This window comes from Mycobacterium sp. NGS67, from assembly GCF_059812185.1.
On sequence record NZ_JCALCF010000013.1, the window covers coordinates 59677 to 73991 of the forward strand.

Consider the following 14315-nt stretch of genomic DNA (forward strand, 5'->3'; position numbering starts at 1 on the left):
CGACGCGAATGCGCCACCGCACGGAACAGTTGTGGCCACTGTGACAGGTCACGGGCAGGACGCCTGGTTCTCAGACCAGGGTTATGCGGTCAGCTCGAATGCGTGACCCGTCAAGTGCCCCGTCGACGGCGTCCCTATCCGCACGGCGGTCTGGCACCGGCTGGCCAGCTCCCGACGGTCCGCACCCGGCAACACCAGGGACTCGACGTGCACCTTGGCCACGGTGCGGCGCACCCGGACCACGCGGCACACCGAGCGCAGCAACGTGTCCCCGCCGACGTAGGCCGGCGCCGTCGACACGCTGCCGTCGACGTGGTGGTAGGTGAGCCGCAGCGGCTGCACCGGCCGGGCGGCGTCGATCGCGGCCTGGAACATTGCCGGGTAGAAGTTCCCGTAGGCCAGACCGCACCAGGTGGTGCCCTCCGGGAACGCCACCACCGTGTGGCCGGCGCGTAACCGGCGCGCGACGGCGTCCACCACTGCGGGCAGGCGCCGCAGACTCGTCCGTTCGATCGGGATGATTCGCAGCAGGCGTGCCACGAGCCCGGTCGCCGGTCCGGTGAACATGTCGGCACGGGCGACGAACGATCCGGGCAGGACGGCGCCGACGGCGAAGATGTCCAGCCAGGACATGTGACTGCTGACCACCAGCACCCCACGCAGATTACGAATGGGGTTGCCTGACACGATGATTCGCACCCCGAGGCTGCGCAGCGCCAACCGGCAGTAGGTGCGCTGGAGCTGGGTCCGGCCGGGCAGCGGCATTGCGAGCAGCGGTAGCCCGGGGGCCAGCAGCATCAATAACGTGAGCCGTAGCGTGACCCGCAGCAGCACTCGCGTCGACCGCAGCGCAACCGCGCCGTCTGGACCCGTGCAGCTGACGTCGCACGATGTGCGCGGCAACCAGGCGTGGCCGGCCAATGCGGTCACCTGCCGGTCTCACTGCCGATCTGCGCGACGGCCGAAACCGAGCGCAGACGCTTGAGATAGCGGGTATCAGCGTTGCTCTTGCTCAACAGCACGCAGAAATCCCCGACACCGAAGTCGGGGTCGTGGGCGGGTTCCCCGCAAACGCGCGCACCAAGGCGCAGGTAACCCCGCAGCAACGGCGGGACCGACGGCCGCGCCGGTGGCGCGATGTCGTCGAGGCCTCTGCCGTCGACGCGCACCGGCCGGTAGGGCCGGACCCGCCGACCGGCGGCGTGGCGCTGCAGCACGAAGTCGCGTATGCCGCGCAGCTGGCTACCGGGTGCGTCGCCGTCGGTTTGAACCGGCACCGACACGCAGCCAGTCACGTGGTCGTAGTCGAAGCGATCCAGGTAGGCCAGAATGCCCGCCCACATCAGCAGCACTACCGCGCCGTTGCGGTGACCGTCGCGCACCGCGGCACGGCCCATCTCGACCAGCGAAGGCCGCAGCGGGTCGAAGGCGCGAACGTCGAATTCCGTTGCGGTGTACAGACCTCCGGCCGCGATCGCACCGGCCGGCGGCAGCATGCGGTAGCAACCCACCAGCTGCCCGGTGGCGTCGTCGCGGACCAGCAGGTGGTCGCAGTACTCGTCGAAGCGGTCGGTGTCGCGGCCATCGCCGTCCGAAGGCAGGGTGAATCCGGGTGTGCCGCTGAAGACGTCGTAGCGCAGCCGCTGGGCGGCCTCGATCAGGGCGGGGTCACTGGAGAGCAGCAGGGAGTAGTGCGGTCCAACGGACGACTGTGTCGAGGGACCACGCGGTTTGTCGCTGGGTATGAGGACAGAAGCGATGCTCATGCCCCCAACGTGGCGCAGCCGGTCAGCTAATCGGCATCAACGCCCTGACATGTCGGTGCACGCCAGGTGACCAGTTGGCCGAGCAGACGCAAAAGCCCCTCATTTCCGCAGGAAATGGGGGCTTTTGCGTCTGCTCGCGCAGACAAACTCAGCCTTTGCGGGCCTTGATCCCCTCGGTCAGCTGCGGAGCCACCTTGAACAGGTCGCCCACCACGCCGTAGTCGGCGATCTCGAAAATCGGCGCCTCTTCGTCCTTGTTCACCGCGACGATGGTCTTGGACGTCTGCATGCCGGCCCGGTGCTGGATCGCGCCGGAGATACCCAGGGCGATGTACAGCTGCGGCGAGACCGTCTTGCCGGTCTGGCCCACCTGGAACTGGCCCGGGTAGTAGCCGGAGTCGACCGCGGCGCGCGAAGCACCCACGGCAGCACCGAGTGAGTCGGCCAGCTCCTCGACGACCTTGAAGTTCTCTTCGCTGCCGACACCACGTCCACCGGACACCACCACGCTGGCCTCGGTGAGTTCGGGCCGGTCGCCGGCCACCGCGGGCTCGCGTGAGGTGATCTTGGTGGCGTTCTCGGCGGGTTCGGGCACGTCGACGTTCACCACTTCACCGGCGCCGTCGGACGGCTCGGCGTCGATGGAACCGGCGCGCACCGAGATCACCGGGGTGTCGCCGTTGGCCTGCGACTCGACGGTGTAGGCGCCACCGAAGATCGAGTGCACCCCCTTGCCGCCCTCCTGCACGCCCACCACGTCGACCAGCAGACCCGACCCGATCCGCGCCGCGAGCCGTCCGGCGATCTCCTTGCCGTCGGCGTTGGAGGACACCAGCACCGCGGCCGGCGCCGAGGACTCGGCCAGCGCAGCCAGCACGTCGACATAGGGGGTGATCAGGTAGTTGTCGACCACATCGGACTCGGCAACGTAGATCTTGGCCGCACCGGCGGACTTCAGTCCCTCGATGAGCGGCTCGGCGGTGCCGGGCGCACCGATGACGACGGCGGCCGGCTCGCCCAATGCACGTGCGGCGGTGATCAATTCGGAGGTGACCTTCTTCAGCGCACCCTCGGCTTGCTCGACAAGCACCAATACTTCAGCCATGAGTTATTTCGCTCTCTCGTCTCTTCGAAGTGCTCAGATGATCTTCTGACCGACCAGGTACTTGACGATCTCGTTGCCGCCCTCGCCCTCGTCGGTGACCTTCTCGCCGGCGGTTTTCGGCGGCTTCGGGGTCGAGGACAGCACGGTCGACCCGGCGTTCTCCAGGCCTACCTCGTCGCCCTCGACGCCGATCTCGCCCAGCGTCAGCACGGTGACTTCCTTCTTCTTGGCGGCCATGATGCCTTTGAAGGACGGGAAGCGGGGTTCGTTGATCTTCTCGTTGACGCTCACCACTGCCGGCAGTGTGGCCTCGAGGGCGAACACGCCGTCGTCGGTCTCGCGCTCGGCGGTCACCTTGCCGTCCTCGACGGACAGCTTGCGCACGTGGGTGAGCTGCGGCAGACCCAGGTACTCGGCGATGACGGCGGGCACCGCACCACCGGTGCCGTCGGTGGCTTCGTTGCCGGCGATCACCAGCTCGGTGCCTTCGATGGTGCCCAGCGCACGGGCCAGCGCCCACGCGGTCTGCACGACGCAGGATCCCTTGAGGCCGTCGTCCTTGAGGTGGACGGCCTTGTCGGCGCCCATGGACAACGCCTTGCGGATCGCTTCGGTGGCGCGTTCGGGACCGGCGGTCAGCACGGTCACCGTTCCTTCGCCGCCCTCGCGCTCGCGGATCTGCAGGGCTTCTTCCACGGCACGCTCGTTGATCTCGTCCAGGACCGCGTCGGCGGCCTCGCGGTCCAGCGTGTAATCGCTGTCGGACAGCTTGCGCTCCGACCAGGTGTCTGGGACCTGCTTGATCAGGACCACGATGTTCGTCATGAGTGTGGTTTGTCCTCCTAGAAGGAGTCCGCAGCGGTCGACTGCAGGACTTTGCGTTATTGCGACCGCACAGGCATGTTACTCGGCGGTAACTTTTTGCGGTCTGCTCAAACACCATAGCGGGTAGTGCTGGGCATTCTTTCGCCTGGATCCGGTACATGGTTCGCGAATCGGCTGCTAGGCATTAGCCTGCCTTAGCAATGAGCGCATTCGTCCCCGGCGGACCCCCGCAGACGCACGCCGACGACCCGGCGGCGCTGGACGCCGTGTTGACCCTGACCGGCGAGCGAACCATCCCCGACCTGGACATTGAGAACTATTGGTTCCGTCGCCACGAGGTGGTCTACGAGCGGCTGGCCGCCCGCTGCGCCGGCCGCGACGTTCTGGAAGCGGGATGTGGCGAAGGTTACGGTGCGGATTTGATCGCACGTGTCGCCCGGCGGGTGGTGGCGGTGGATTACGACGAGGCCGCGGTGGCCCACGTCCGCACTCGCTACCCCCGGGTCGAGGTGCTGCAGGCCAACCTGACCGAGTTGCCGCTACCCGACGATTCGGTTGATGTCGTGGTCAATTTTCAGGTCATCGAGCATCTGTGGGACCAGGGCCAGTTCGTGCGCGAGTGCGCGAGGGTGCTGCGGCCATCCGGACTGCTGATGATGTCGACGCCGAACCGGATCACCTTCTCCCCCGGCCGCGACACCCCGGTCAACCCGTTCCACACCCGCGAACTCAACGCCGACGAGCTCACCGAGTTGCTCATGGACGGCGGGTTCGAAGAGGTGGCTCTGCTGGGCCTGTTTCATGGCCCGCGGCTGCGCGCGATGGATGCACGTCACGGCGGATCCATCATCGACGCGCAGATCGAGCGGGCGGTGGCCGACGCCCCCTGGTCCCCCGAGCTGGTGGCCGACGTCGCCGCCGTAACGACAACTGACTTCGAGCTCGTCGACCGACAGCAACGCGACATCGACGCAAGCCTGGACCTGATCGCAATCGCGGTGCGCCCTTGACGGGGCCGCAGCACCGGGTGCCGGGCATGTTCACCCTGGTGCTGCACACCCACCTGCCGTGGTTGGCGCACCACGGGCGTTGGCCGGTCGGCGAGGAGTGGCTCTACCAGTCGTGGTCGGCGGCCTACCTGCCGCTGTTCCGGGTGCTGCGCGCGCTGGCCGACGAGGACCGGCGCGGCCTGATCACGCTCGGTATGACGCCGGTGGTCAACGCACAGCTCGACGACCCGTACTGCCTGGACGGGATGTACCACTGGCTGGCCAACTGGCAGCTGCGCGCCGCCGAGGCCGCCAGCGTGCGGACCATCCCGGCGTCTAAGTCGGCCAACTACCAGTCGTGCACGCCAGAAGCGTTGCGCGCCTTCGGCATTCGCGAGTCAGCGGAGGCCGACCAGGCTCTGGAGGATTTCGCGTCACTGTGGCGGCACGGTGGCAGCCCGCTGCTGCGCGGCCTGATCGACGCGGGCACGGTGGAGCTGCTCGGCGGTCCGCTGGCCCACCCGTTCCAGCCGCTGCTGGCGCCACGACTGCGCGAGTTCGCGCTGCGCGAAGGCCTGGCCGACGCGCGACTGCGACTGCAGCACAACCCGACCGGGATCTGGGCGCCCGAATGCGCCTACGCCCCGGGCATGGAAGACGACTACGCGGCCGCCGGGGTCAGTCATTTCATGGTCGACGGGCCGTCGCTGCACGGCGACACCGCGCTGGGCCGGCCGGTCGGGCACAGCGACGTGGTGGCGTTCGGCCGGGATCTGCAGGTCAGCTACCGGGTCTGGTCGCCCAAGTCCGGCTACCCGGGCCACGCCGCATACCGCGATTTCCACACCTACGACCACCTCACCGGCCTCAAACCGGCCCGGGTCACCGGCCGTCACGTCGGCTCGCAGGACAAGGCGCCCTACGACCCGGAGCGCGCCGACCGCGCCGTCGACGTCCATGTCGCCGACTTCGTCGAGGTGGTGCGCAACCGGTTGCAGACCGAGTCGCAGCGCATCGGCCGGCCCGCCCACGTCATCGCCGCCTTCGACACCGAGTTGTTCGGCCACTGGTGGTACGAGGGCCCGACCTGGTTGGCGCGGGTGCTGCGCGCGTTGCCGGACGCCGGTGTGCGGGTGGGCACGCTGCGCGACGCCATCAACGGTGGATTCGTCGGCGGGCCGGTCGAATTGCCGCCCAGCTCTTGGGGTTCCGGCAAAGACTGGCAGGTGTGGAACGGCGAGCAGGTGGCCGATCTGGTCCAGCTCAACGCCGAGGTCGTCGACACCGCTCTGACCACGGTGGACAAGGCGCTGGCGCAGACAGCGTCGCTGGACGGGCCGATCCCTCGCGATCAGGTGGCAGACCAGATCCTGCGGGAGACGCTGCTGACCGTGTCCAGCGACTGGCCGTTCATGGTCAGCAAGGACTCCGCCGCCGACTACGCCCGCTACCGCGCCCACCTGCATGCCCACGCCACCCGGGAGATCGCCGGGGCGTTGGCGTCGGGCCGTCGGGACGCCGCGCAGCGCCTGGCCGACGGCTGGAACCTCGCCGACGGCCTGTTCGGCGCGCTGGACGCCCGCAGGCTGCCGCGATGAGCTCCCGCCGGCCGCGCGAGCGGCCCCATATGGACGGCGACACGCCGCTTCAGGTGTCATTTTCCGGACGCTCGCGCCGGTACGGACGCTTCGCATGAAGATCCTGATGATCTCCTGGGAGTACCCGCCGGTGGTGATCGGCGGCCTGGGCCGGCACGTCCATCACCTGTCGACGACGCTGGCCGCCGCGGGCCACGAGGTCGTCGTACTGTCCCGCCGACCCACCGGCACCGATCCCAGCACCCACCCGTCCTCGGACGAGATCAGCGAGGGTGTGCGGGTGATCGCCGCCGCGCACGACCCACACGAGTTCAGCTTCAGCACCGACATGATGGCTTGGACGCTGGCGATGGGCCACGCCATGATCCGCGCCGGGCTGTCGCTGAAGCGATACGGCACCGACCGCCCCTGGCGTCCCGACGTGGTGCACGCGCACGACTGGCTGGTGGCGCACCCGGCCATCGCACTCGCCCAATTCTATGACGTGCCAGTCGTTTCCACGATGCACGCGACCGAAGCGGGGCGGCACTCCGGCTGGGTCAGCGGATCCATCAGCCGCCAGGTGCATGCCGTGGAGTCGTGGCTGGTGCGCGAATCCGATTCGCTCATCACCTGTTCGGCGTCGATGAGTGAGGAGATCACCGAGCTGTTCGGGCCCGGGCTGGCCGAGATCTCGGTCATCCCCAACGGGATCGACGCGGCGCGTTGGCCGTTCGCGGCGCGGCGCCCGCGCACCGGTCCGGCCGAACTGCTCTACGTCGGACGCCTGGAATACGAAAAGGGTGTGCACGACGCCATTGCCGCGCTGCCCCGGATCAGACGTACCCACCCCGGTACCACGCTGACCATCGCCGGGGACGGCACCCAGCAGGACTGGCTAATCGAGCAGGCGCGAAAGCACAAGGTGCGCAAGGCCGTCCACTTCGCCGGGCACTGCGAGCACACCGAGCTGATGGAGCTGTTGCATCGCGCCGACGCGGCGGTGCTGCCCAGCCACTACGAACCGTTCGGGCTGGCTGCGCTGGAGGCGGCGGCGGCCGGCACCCCGTTGGTGACGTCGAATATCGGCGGGCTGGGTGAAGCGGTGATCGACGGTGTCACGGGGGTGTCGTGTCCGCCCCGCGACGTCGCCGGGTTGGCCACGGCGGTGCGCACCGTGCTCGACGATCCCGCTGCCGCGCAACGACGTGCCCGCGCCGCGCGCGAACGCCTCACTTCCGACTTCGATTGGCAGACCGTGGCCACCCGGACCGCCCAGGTCTACATGGCTGCCAAGCGTGCCGAACGACAACCGCAGCCCCGGCTACCCATCGTCGAGCACGCTCTGCCGGACCGGTAGCGCTGGCCGACCGCCGAGATTGAAATCTGCCGGCCAGCCAGGATCCAGTCCCGGTGTTCGCTATCCCGCTTCTTTCGCCCGCAAGCCGATGGCTTCAGAGCAGTAGTCCCACAACCGTTCTCGCGCGCCGTCCGGATAGCGGGTCGCCAGCAGATAGTGCTGCGGCCGGGACCGCCGGTCATGCCAGAAGCGTCCGGTCGGCGGTGCCGGCCGGGTCGCTGCCAGCCACACGGCCGTATCGGCGCCCTGCTGCGGTGACCTCAGCAGCGGGCCGGTGACCCGTCGGAAGCCCGGTAGCGCCTCGGCCACTCCGGGAGTGTCGGCCCAGCCGGGATGCATTGCGTAGACACGGATTCCGGCCCACCGGCGAGCCAGGATGGGGGTGAGCGCGACCTGCATCCGCTTGGTCCGGGCATACGCGATCGCACCGCGGTATCTGCCGTGCAGGTATTCGGGGTCATCGGCGGCCAGCGGCTGGGTGTACATCCCACCCGAGGACATCAGGATCACCCGCGGGTCGCCGGACGCGGCAAGCGCCGGACCCAGGCACTCGGTGAGCAGCACCGGGCCCAGCACATGGGTTGCCAGGGTGAGCTCGTGCCCATCGGAGGTTTCGGTGCGCGTCGCGGGCAGCACCCCGGCATTGTGGACCAGCACATCCAGCGCGGAGCCGCGCTCAGCCAGTTTGGCGGCAAAGGCGTGCACCGCCGTCAGGTCGGACACGTCGCACACCTCGACCGCGATGTCGGCCCCGGGATGGTCCTCGAGGATTTCGGCGCGGGCCCGCTCACCGCGTTCTCGGTCACGCACGGTCAGCAAGACGGTGGCGCCCAGCGCCGCCAGGCCCGACGAGATTGCCTTGCCGATACCGCGATTCGCTCCGGTCACCAACGCGGTCCGCCCCCGCAGCGCCTGCGGCTGAGGGTCGTCCGCCCAATGCAGGTTGCGCAGGCGATACCCGACATTGGTGTAGCCCGGGACGACCGTCCGGTCCATGGCGGTGTCCAACATGCCCCGCACACCACCGAGAACGTCCATGCAGTTCTGTTCCCGCAAACGGCTTCCTCATACCGGCAAACTCACGGGTAGCTTCGTGAGATGGGCCTCACTTATTCGAGTGTGATCAACGTGCCGCGCGACGAGGTGTTCGCCTGGCACACCCGACCCGGTGCGTTCACCCGACTTTCGCCGCCCTGGTCGCCGATGCGGCTGATCGCCGAGGCCGACTCGGTCGAGGACGGGCGCGCCATCCTCGGGCTGCCCGGCGGGCTGCGGTGGATCGCCCAGCACAGGGGCGAGTCCTACGATCCGCCAAGACGTTTCGTCGACGAGTTGACCAGCGACGGCCCCGCCTCGTTGCCGCCGCGCATCATCGGGCGGTGGCGGCACACCCATGACTTCGAAGAGGTCGACGCGTCCGCGACCCGGGTTGTCGACACGGTGGACACCCCGGTCCCGGCCCCGTTGTTGCGTTCGATGTTCGTCTACCGGCACCGCCAGTTGGCCGACGACCTCGCCGCCCATACGCGGGCGGCCGAGCAGAATCTGGGCTCGGTGACCGTGGCCGTCACCGGCGCGTCCGGGTTGGTCGGCACCGCGTTGGCGGCGTTGCTCAGCACCGGTGGCCATCGCGTCATTCGGCTGGTCCGCGGCAGTGCACAAGGTCCCGGCGAGCGACGGTGGAACCCCGAAGAACCCGATGCGGACCTGTTGACCGGGGTGGACGCCGTCATCCACCTGGCCGGCGCTTCGATCGCCGGAAGGTTCTCTGCGAAGCACCGAAAAGCCGTCTACGACAGCAGAATCGGGCCGACACGCCGGTTGGCGGAGCTGATGGCGCGCGCCACCGACGGTCCGAAGGTGCTGATTTCGGCCTCGGCGATCGGCTACTACGGCTACGACCGCGGCGACGAGTTCCTCACCGAGGACAGCGAGCGTGGCGACGGGTTCCTGGCCGATGTGGTCGCCGACTGGGAGGACGCCACAAAGCCCGCCGAGCAGGACGGCGCGCGGGTGGTGCTCGTCCGCACCGGCATCGTGCAATCACCGCGCGGCGGCACGTTGCGATTGATGCGCCCGTTGTTCAGCGCCGGACTGGGCGGCCGGCTCGGGAACGGTCGGCAATGGCTGTCCTGGATCGGTATCGACGATCTGGTCGACATCTACCACCGCTCGCTCTGGGACACGGGTCTGTCCGGCGCGGTGAACGCTGTTGCGCCACAACCGGTTCAAAACGAGGAATACACCCGCACCCTTGCCGAGGTGTTGCACCGGCCCGCACTGTTACCGGTGCCGCCGCTAGGTCCCCGGGTACTGCTCGGCGCCCAGGGGGCCCGCGAGCTCGCGCTGGCCAGCCAACGGGTGACCCCCACCCGCCTACTTCAGGCCGGTCACGCATTTCGTCAGCCCGGCCTCGATGCCGCGTTGCGGCATCTGCTGGGACGTTCTTGAGCCGAAGGCCACGGCGGGCGTCAGCGGACCACGACACTGGACTGCGTCGCACGACCGATCATGCGCACGCCGACAGTCGACTCGGTCGAGTCCGGCGCACGGCTTTCCAGATAGAGCTGTCGCATGATCGCTTGCCACGACTCCACCTGCGGCGTCGACCCGGCCATGCCCCCGAGCAACCCCACGATCACCGCGTGGTTGTCGGTCAGCGTGTAGACGGGCCCACCGAGATCGCGCCGGTCCGCTTTGACATCGCTTATGTCGAAACCGTTTTCGGCCAGGTTGGCGACATGCCCGCAGGACTGTCCGGTCGATGTTCCGAAAAGGCAGACCGGTAAGCCCGGTTGGGCCCGTAGCTGCGGCGTCGCCTGCAGTCGACGTCCACCGGGTAGCAACTCGCTGGCGGTCGCCTGATCGGCGAGCTTGATGACTTTGAACTGCGGCCCGGACGATCCGTCGGCGGGTCGGACCGAGTTGCGGCGGACCAGGACGACGGTGCCTACCAGCTGGCCGCGGGTGTCGGTGACCAGCGGGGTGTCGTCGCACTGCACGCCGGTCAACGCGATGCGCAGCTGAGGCTCGACGAACCCAATCACGCAAGCGCTGTCACCTTGGCGAACCTGCATACCCGGGTGCACGGTCACCCCCGGGTCGCCCGCTGCGGTGACCGGTGACTGAAAAGTGCACAGCGCCAAAAAGATTGCGATTGCAAACCCGCCAGTGCGTCTTGCCAATCCCATTGGGCCACCAACCCGAATTCGTTCAGTGGCGGCTTCGCGGAGAGTTTCTCTCAGCGCAGCTGCCGTCCGATGAGCCGCGGTTACCCGCTCGCAACCGGACCAAACAATGCTTTTCGGGTCAGTTCAGTTGCCCGACACCGGATGATGGGTCGACTCGGTCTGGTACCTCGACAGGGGTGTTCGGCGGCGCTTGGTCACTCGGACGGCCCTGCCTAGCTCTGCGCTGCCACAGCGACCATGCCGTTGCAACCGCCGCAATCGCGACGACGAGGGTGGTGGGCCAGAACAGCAGCTGCGCCAGCCACAGGCGCCGCTGCAGACGCACCACTTGTTGCTCCCCGCTTCGGATGCGTCGCAAGGTTGAGTTCACAGACACCCCTATACCCTCACCAAGCCGGTCGAAACACCGCCAGTCGCTCGCAGGCACGTTGCCGATACTGAGATTTCGGTCACTCCGCAACTGCGTTCAAACTGCTCACGGCCTTGTAGCGGTGTCCGCATCAAGCATCGACCTGTTTGCCGTGGTTGCTCGACGGCGGCATCGGGAACTCTTCTTCCAACGCGGTAAGTGCCGCGCAGTATGTACCCGAAAACACCGAGGGGTGGACATGGCTAAGAGTGGACCGATGGAAGCTTTCAGTGGCGTCGTCGAGGGCGTCAAGGGCCTGATCAAGCAGGTCATCGGCTTGGTCTTCGGTAACGAGAGGCTCGCCAAGGAGGCCAAGGCTCAGCAGGACAAGGCTGATGCTCAGCGCGAAGCGGCCAAGAAGGAAGCCGCTGCCGAAAGCGCGCGCGGCGGCGCCAAGGCCGCGGAAAGCCGGCAAAAGGCCAACCAGTAGCACGATCAACGAAAAAGACCCAGCCAAGCGGCTGGGTCTTTTGTCGTGCATCAGGTTTCAGTCAGCGTCTCGGCCTTCCCGGCTGCGGGCGTAGGCGCTTTTGCGCAGACCCGCCAACCACCCGGGATACAGGGCGACGCCGGGTGCGGTGTTGCGCACCGGGTCGAACGAGAAGTCGCGCTCCGATTCGGTCTCGAGGATCGCGTTCAACACCAGGCGACCAAGTGGAGCGAAATCTCCCGTCCCGCGCGCTTGATCGAGTCGCAGTTCGATCCCGCCGCTGCGGATCGTGTCGCGCACGTCTTCGAGTGACAATCCTTTTCCGGTGATTTCGGTGTCGATGCATGCCCGCAACCACCAGTTCGTGCCGTGATAGCGCAGCGGCATCAGACTGGTCATCGTCTGTGCCGACCACGAGGTGACGGGCCGCAGTCCCACGATGCGCGTCAGCGCGCCGGATCCGGCGGACACGAGCAGCACGTCCCACGCCCGGTCGGATTCGAGTTGCGGCGGGATCCGCAACGCCAGACCGATGGCGTCCGGCACCGAACCGGGCATCCCCACCGCTTTGGAGAACCGTGCGATCACCGGCGAGGTCGGCACCGGCAGTCCCTGATCCGCCGGAGCGACACGCTCGAGCGAGCCTTCGGCCAGCACCCCGGTGGGGTGGAAAACCTTGCGACCCCGCAAAGCGGCCCCCCATTGAAACGGCACGGAGAGGCGATCTGAGATGTCCATCCGCGCAGGGTTCCCCGCCCCTCTCCGGTGAAACCGACAGTTGCGGCGGCCGACTCGGCAATTACTGTCGATCTAAAGCCGCGACGGGGAGGTAACCGATGAGTCTGTGTGATCGCCGGCCGCCGGGTACCGACGATGCCGCCGTGGAGGCCGCAGGAAAGGTATCCGAAGCGCTCGAGACCATCGAGCGGGCGCGCGGTCACTTGTACTCGTTCCATCAACTGACCGGGCATGCTGATCTGCAACTCGACACCGCCGTGGAGCTGCTACGCGAGAACGGGCACGCTGAGCTGGCCGATTCCATCAGCAGGGAACTGATCGGGCGAAATGTGTTGCCCGGCAGATGGAGCTTCCAGGTCATCGAAGACTATGACGACGGCTACTACCGCTGTTTCCAGGACATGGAGAAGCTGGTGCGGCACCAGCTGACCGGCGGCAACCGGCATGTGTTCGAAGCCGAGATGAAGGAGAGCCGACGCACCTCCGGAAGCCCGGACCACGCCGCCGAACCCCGAGAAACCTCCAGCGAGGACTGAAAGACGCAGTCTGACAGCCGCACCCGCGGGATCGTCGTAATCGCTTCCACTCAGGACTGGCGCGCCGGTCGATCATTCATTAAATTAACGATTAAACTAATGAAGATAGTCGCCGGCCGACCGCACCGCCGGTAAGTCTGGGGCCGGACACCGGTTTGTTTTCTCGGTCAGGGGGTACCACGCGTGAATCTGAGCCGTTCTGGTCAGCGACTCGTCGACGTTGCAAAGGAGGCTTCGGTGGGAGGTGTGCATGAATTTCCGCGGGTGCGTCTCGCCGAAGTAGCTTCAGCGAGCGCGGCGAGCCTGCCCACGGTGGACCAATTCGACGTCTGGCGAACGGATCTGCGCCGGCAGGTCCTCGACGAGGTTGCCGCGTTCGTCGGCGCGCGTTGCGCCCAGGAGTTGGGTGACTGCGGAGTCGACGTCGCCGGCAACATCCTGCTCGAGTTCGTCAAGGGCGGGAAATGTCTGCGGTCGACGTTCATGTACCTGGGCTGGCTGTGCGGGGCACCGCCCAGCGAAGCTGCTCTATCGGCTACGGCGAGCCTGGAACTGCTGCACGCATTCGCTCTGCTGCAGGACGACGTGATGGACGACTCGCCTGCCCGTCGAGGCCGACCCGCTGCGCATGTGCAGTTCTCCGACTGGCATCGCAAGCGGGGAATGTCCGGTTCGTCGCGCCGGTTCGGCGAGTCGGCCGCGACGCTGCTCGGCGACATGTGCCTGATCTGGGCGGAGCAGATGTTACGCGACTCCGGTCTTGACCAGCATCATCTGCAGCGTGCCTGGCCCCGTTACGATGCCATGCGAACCGAGCTCGCAGTCGGTCAATTTGCTGATCTGGCAATGGATTTGCGTAAAATCCCGAACATCGACTCGGTGCTGGGAGTGGCCCGGCGCAAATCCGGCAACTACACGGTGCGCCGCCCGCTGGAGATCGGCGCGGCAATGGCCGGCTGTGACGACCAGACCCTGACCAGGCTCGGTCAATACGGATACGCCGTCGGCGAAGCCTTTCAACTGCGCGACGACATACTCGGCATCTTCGGATCCCCCGCCAGCACCGGCAAACCCAATGGCGGAGATCTGTTGGAGCGCAAGGCCACCAGCGTCGTCGTCGCGGCTTACGAGATGGCCGACATCTCCACCCGCCGAGAATTCGGCGAATTGATGAACGTCGATCAGCTCGACGAAGCCGCGGTCGACTACTGGCGCAACCTGATCTCTGCCACCGGAGCGGTGAAATGGGTCGAGGAGTTGATTGCCAAGCGGGTCAGAGATGCACTGGACTCGTTGGATCGCAGCGGAATCGACGGCTTACTCAAGGTCGCCTTGACCGACATGGCCGGCGTGTGCACGCAGCGCGCCGCATGATCTCCCGGGAGCGCT

The 14315-nt window shown here is 67.3% G+C and carries 14 protein-coding genes; 7 read left to right on the forward strand and 7 right to left on the reverse strand.

All coding sequences use genetic code 11. The features are described 5' to 3' along the window. Positions 1-81: 81 nt before the first annotated feature. The 4 genes from AC5Y4D_RS14450 to AC5Y4D_RS14465 all read right to left on the reverse strand — a co-directional run bounded on the left by AC5Y4D_RS14450 (position 82) and on the right by AC5Y4D_RS14465 (position 3696). Complete coding sequence (locus AC5Y4D_RS14450; protein ID WP_500037506.1) at positions 82-930, reverse strand: lysophospholipid acyltransferase family protein; 849 nt, start codon at positions 928-930, stop codon at positions 82-84. Then, positions 927-1766, reverse strand: a complete 840-nt coding sequence (locus AC5Y4D_RS14455; RefSeq protein ID WP_500037507.1) for a GNAT family N-acetyltransferase — start codon at positions 1764-1766, stop codon at positions 927-929. The genes AC5Y4D_RS14450 and AC5Y4D_RS14455 overlap by 4 nt, the downstream gene beginning before the upstream one ends. A gap of 148 nt (positions 1767-1914) precedes the next feature. Further along, positions 1915-2871: an electron transfer flavoprotein subunit alpha/FixB family protein gene (locus AC5Y4D_RS14460; RefSeq protein ID WP_500037508.1), complete on the reverse strand. Its 957-nt coding sequence runs from the start codon at positions 2869-2871 to the stop codon at positions 1915-1917. Positions 2872-2904: 33 nt separating this feature from the next. Further along, positions 2905-3696 carry an electron transfer flavoprotein subunit beta/FixA family protein gene (locus AC5Y4D_RS14465; RefSeq protein ID WP_499941970.1) on the reverse strand — a complete coding sequence of 264 codons (792 nt, stop codon included), beginning with the start codon at positions 3694-3696 and terminating at the stop codon, positions 2905-2907. Positions 3697-3896: 200 nt separating this feature from the next. Here AC5Y4D_RS14465 and AC5Y4D_RS14470 point away from each other — a divergent pair, with 200 nt between their 5' ends. The 3 genes from AC5Y4D_RS14470 to AC5Y4D_RS14480 all read left to right on the forward strand — a co-directional run bounded on the left by AC5Y4D_RS14470 (position 3897) and on the right by AC5Y4D_RS14480 (position 7622). After that, positions 3897-4706: a class I SAM-dependent methyltransferase gene (locus tag AC5Y4D_RS14470; RefSeq protein WP_500037509.1), complete on the forward strand. Its 810-nt coding sequence runs from the start codon at positions 3897-3899 to the stop codon at positions 4704-4706. A gap of 26 nt (positions 4707-4732) precedes the next feature. Beyond that, entirely contained in the window at positions 4733-6283 is a 1551-nt protein-coding gene (locus tag AC5Y4D_RS14475; RefSeq protein ID WP_500037539.1) for a 1,4-alpha-glucan branching protein domain-containing protein, read from the forward strand. 94 nt (positions 6284-6377) lie between these two features. After that, a complete protein-coding gene (locus AC5Y4D_RS14480) occupies positions 6378-7622 on the forward strand; it encodes a glycosyltransferase family 4 protein (RefSeq protein ID WP_500037510.1) in 1245 nt (414 codons plus the stop codon). Positions 7623-7682: 60 nt separating this feature from the next. On the opposite strand, the gene AC5Y4D_RS14485 is transcribed toward AC5Y4D_RS14480, so the two are convergent. Then, a complete protein-coding gene (locus tag AC5Y4D_RS14485; RefSeq protein WP_500037511.1) occupies positions 7683-8660 on the reverse strand; it encodes an SDR family NAD(P)-dependent oxidoreductase in 978 nt (325 codons plus the stop codon). A 60-nt stretch (positions 8661-8720) separates the two neighbouring features. On the opposite strand from AC5Y4D_RS14485, the gene AC5Y4D_RS14490 reads away from it, so the two are divergent. Continuing rightward, positions 8721-10073, forward strand: coding sequence for a TIGR01777 family oxidoreductase (locus AC5Y4D_RS14490; protein ID WP_500037512.1), 1353 nt, complete (start codon positions 8721-8723; stop codon positions 10071-10073). A gap of 20 nt (positions 10074-10093) precedes the next feature. Here AC5Y4D_RS14490 and AC5Y4D_RS14495 read toward each other — a convergent pair whose 3' ends face one another. Next, entirely contained in the window at positions 10094-10813 is a 720-nt protein-coding gene (locus AC5Y4D_RS14495) for an Rv1815 family serine proteinase (protein ID WP_500037513.1), read from the reverse strand. Between the two features lie 608 nt (positions 10814-11421). On the opposite strand from AC5Y4D_RS14495, the gene mbp1 reads away from it, so the two are divergent. Further along, the gene (mbp1, locus tag AC5Y4D_RS14500) at positions 11422-11652 is read left to right on the forward strand and encodes a microaggregate-binding protein 1 (RefSeq protein WP_499941960.1); all 231 of its coding nucleotides are present in this window, start codon (positions 11422-11424) and stop codon (positions 11650-11652) included. A gap of 57 nt (positions 11653-11709) precedes the next feature. Here mbp1 and AC5Y4D_RS14505 read toward each other — a convergent pair whose 3' ends face one another. Beyond that, positions 11710-12390, reverse strand: a complete 681-nt coding sequence (locus AC5Y4D_RS14505; protein ID WP_500037514.1) for a phosphodiesterase — start codon at positions 12388-12390, stop codon at positions 11710-11712. Between the two features lie 98 nt (positions 12391-12488). Between AC5Y4D_RS14505 and AC5Y4D_RS14510 the strand changes: the two genes are divergently transcribed. Beyond that, on the forward strand, positions 12489-12926 hold the full coding sequence (locus AC5Y4D_RS14510) for a hypothetical protein (RefSeq protein ID WP_499941956.1): 438 nt from the start codon (positions 12489-12491) through the stop codon (positions 12924-12926). Between the two features lie 264 nt (positions 12927-13190). After that, positions 13191-14300 (forward strand): polyprenyl synthetase family protein, encoded by a 1110-nt coding sequence (locus tag AC5Y4D_RS14515; RefSeq protein WP_500037540.1) that lies wholly within the window; start codon positions 13191-13193, stop codon positions 14298-14300. Positions 14301-14315 lie beyond the last annotated feature (15 nt).

Coding starts and splice junctions, on each gene's coding strand:
- AC5Y4D_RS14455 (WP_500037507.1), bottom strand. CDS start 1,766: ATGAGCATCGCTTCTGTCCTCATACCCAGCGACAAACCGCGTGGTCCC.
- AC5Y4D_RS14460 (WP_500037508.1), bottom strand. CDS start 2,871: ATGGCTGAAGTATTGGTGCTTGTCGAGCAAGCCGAGGGTGCGCTGAAG.
- AC5Y4D_RS14465 (WP_499941970.1), bottom strand. CDS start 3,696: ATGACGAACATCGTGGTCCTGATCAAGCAGGTCCCAGACACCTGGTCG.
- AC5Y4D_RS14470 (WP_500037509.1), top strand. CDS start 3,897: ATGAGCGCATTCGTCCCCGGCGGACCCCCGCAGACGCACGCCGACGAC.
- AC5Y4D_RS14475 (WP_500037539.1), top strand. CDS start 4,733: ATGTTCACCCTGGTGCTGCACACCCACCTGCCGTGGTTGGCGCACCAC.
- AC5Y4D_RS14480 (WP_500037510.1), top strand. CDS start 6,378: ATGAAGATCCTGATGATCTCCTGGGAGTACCCGCCGGTGGTGATCGGC.
- AC5Y4D_RS14485 (WP_500037511.1), bottom strand. CDS start 8,660: ATGGACGTTCTCGGTGGTGTGCGGGGCATGTTGGACACCGCCATGGAC.
- AC5Y4D_RS14490 (WP_500037512.1), top strand. CDS start 8,721: ATGGGCCTCACTTATTCGAGTGTGATCAACGTGCCGCGCGACGAGGTG.
- AC5Y4D_RS14495 (WP_500037513.1), bottom strand. CDS start 10,813: ATGGGATTGGCAAGACGCACTGGCGGGTTTGCAATCGCAATCTTTTTG.
- mbp1 (WP_499941960.1), top strand. CDS start 11,422: ATGGCTAAGAGTGGACCGATGGAAGCTTTCAGTGGCGTCGTCGAGGGC.
- AC5Y4D_RS14505 (WP_500037514.1), bottom strand. CDS start 12,390: ATGGACATCTCAGATCGCCTCTCCGTGCCGTTTCAATGGGGGGCCGCT.
- AC5Y4D_RS14510 (WP_499941956.1), top strand. CDS start 12,489: ATGAGTCTGTGTGATCGCCGGCCGCCGGGTACCGACGATGCCGCCGTG.